General features: G+C 52.0%; 2 protein-coding genes and 1 pseudogene. All 3 read left to right on the top strand.

What is annotated here, in order from left to right:
• Positions 1-621, top strand: a pseudogene (locus tag WMO75_RS19300) (MobQ family relaxase); the annotation flags it as partial.
• Between the two features lie 65 nt (positions 622-686).
• On the top strand, positions 687-1331 hold the full coding sequence (locus tag WMO75_RS19295; protein ID WP_042520382.1) for a CHC2 zinc finger domain-containing protein: 645 nt from the start codon (positions 687-689) through the stop codon (positions 1329-1331).
• Positions 1300-2504: virulence-associated E family protein (locus WMO75_RS19290; RefSeq protein ID WP_349078799.1), on the top strand; the 1205-nt coding region annotated here is incomplete at its 3' end. The genes WMO75_RS19295 and WMO75_RS19290, both read left to right, overlap by 32 nt.

The raw sequence follows: 2504 nt of genomic DNA, 5'->3' as shown, positions 1-2504 counted from the left end.
GGACAGAACCGGGGGACTTCACAGGACTTAAAGGCAGTCAGCGAAGCCCTGTCCTATCTCCGGCAAAAGGGGCTTTCTACTGTGGAGGACTTAGAAGTATTTCTGGAATCTTCCGGGAAATCAGCCGCCGATTACCGCAATCAGATGAAGCCAAAGGAAACCCGCAGCAAAGTGATTGACGGGATTCTTGCCAGCCGGACAGACTGCCAGGAATGTAAGCCTGTCTATGAGAAATACCAGAAGATATTTTTCAAAAAAACAAAGGAGAAATTCAAACAGGAACACCCGGAGGTTGCCCGGTATGAGAAAGCCGCCGCCTACCTTGCCAAGCACCCGGACGATAAGGACAGCACCCAAAAGGAGCTGCAAGAGGAGCAGGAAACGCTTCTGGAAGAAATTGCAGCTCTGAAAACACCGCTGACCGAGGTACAGGAGGATTTGAAGAAGCTGCGGGACATCCGCTACTGGGTACGGAAAGCCACACCCGGCACAGAGGAAAGCAAAGAGCCGCCCAAGAAGCAGCCCATCAAGGAAGTCTTGCAGGATAAGACAGACGAGAAAAAAGCACAAAGAACTGCCCCGGAGCAGACAAAACACAAACAACAGGATATGGAACTTTAACAGGCACTTGCCATTTTCAATCAGAGAATGTCAGGTGCTTTTCTTTTTTTCAAGGAGGGATAGATTTGAATGTATTTGAAGCTGTGAAGCAGTCCGTCACAACAAGACAGGCTGCGGAGCATTATGGAATCCGTGTAGGCCGGAACGGGATGGCTTGTTGCCCGTTCCATCACGATAAAACCCCAAGCATGAAGCTGGATCGGCGTTACCACTGCTTCGGCTGCGGTGCGGATGGGGATGTGATTGATTTTGCCGCCGCCCTGTATGGGCTGGGAAAGAAAGAAGCCGCCGTACAGCTGGCACAGGACTTCGGGCTTTCCTATGAGGACTGGAAACCGCCGGGGAAGGTAAAAAAGCCCAAGCCCCGGCAGAAATCCCCGGAGGAACAGTTTCAGGAAGCAAAAAACCGCTGCTTCCGTATTCTTGCCGATTATCTTCACTTGCTTCGGGCATGGAGAAAGGATTATGCCCCGCACTCCCCGGAGGAAGCCTTTCATCCACGGTTTGTGGAAGCCTTACAGAAGCAAGACCAAGTGGAATATCTGCTGGATGTGCTGCTCTTTGGGGAGACAGAGGAAAAAGCAGCTTTGATTACGGACTACGGAAAGGATGTGATACAGCTTGAAAAGCGAATGGCAGAGCTTGCCGCCGCAAACGCAGCAAGAACTAAAAAACACCATGAACGCCATGCAGCCGCCCCAGAGCATTGAGGAAATCAAGGCGGGGCTGGGAACTACCGAGAAAGGCGGTGTCCGTCAGAGCATACGGAACTGCCTGACCGTATTCCAGCGTGACCCGCTGCTTTCCGGGGCTATCGCATACAACATCCTGACCGACCGCAAGGACATCATAAAGCCCATCGGCTTCCACAGAGAAAGCACAGCCCTGAACGATACGGATATGAAGTATCTGCTTCTCTATCTGGAAGAAACCTATGGGCTTACCAATGAGAAAAAGATTGATAATGCCATCGGGATTGTGGCGAATGAAAACAAGTACCATCCCATCCGGGACTACCTAAGTGCCCTTGTGTGGGACGGGACAGAACGAATCCGTTTCTGTCTGCGGCACTTTCTGGGGGCTGACGCAGACGATTACACCTATGAAGCGTTGAAGCTGTTCCTGCTGGGTGCAATCTCACGAGCCTTTCAGCCGGGGTGCAAGTTTGAAATCATGCTCTGTCTGGTAGGCGGTCAGGGGGCTGGCAAGTCCACTTTCTTCCGTCTGCTGGCAGTCCGGGACGAGTGGTTCTCCGATGATTTGCGGAAGCTGGACGATGAAAATGTGTACCGCAAGCTGCAAGGTCACTGGATTATCGAAATGTCGGAAATGATGGCAACTGCCAACGCCAAGAGCATTGAGGAAATCAAGTCGTTTTTAAGCCGGCAGAAAGAGGTTTACAAGATACCCTATGAAACCCACCCGGCAGACCGCCCCCGTCAGTGCGTGTTTGGCGGCACTTCCAATGCCCTTGACTTCCTGCCCCTTGACCGTTCCGGCAACCGCCGCTTTATCCCGGTCATGGTGTACCCGGAGCAAGCTGAGGTTCACATTTTGGAGGACGAAGCCGCTTCCAGAGCCTATATCAGCCAGATGTGGGCGGAAGCAATGGAGATTTACCGAAGCGGCATGTTCAAGCTGTCATTCAGCCCAGCCATGCAGCGGTATCTCAAAGAACACCAGCGGGATTTTATGCCGGAGGACACCAAAGCCGGGATGATACAGGCTTACCTTGATAAGTACACCGGGGAAACGGTCTGCTCCAAGCAGCTCTACAAGGAAGCCTTAAACCACACCTTTGATGAGCCGAAGCAATGGGAAATCCGGGAAATCAACGAGATAATGAACCAGTGCATTACCGGGTGGAACTACTTTTCCAATCC

This window comes from Blautia intestinihominis (assembly GCF_040096655.1).
GTDB classification, from domain to species: Bacteria; Bacillota; Clostridia; order Lachnospirales; family Lachnospiraceae; genus Blautia_A; species Blautia_A intestinihominis.
This window is presented reverse-complemented; position numbering and strand designations above follow the sequence as displayed.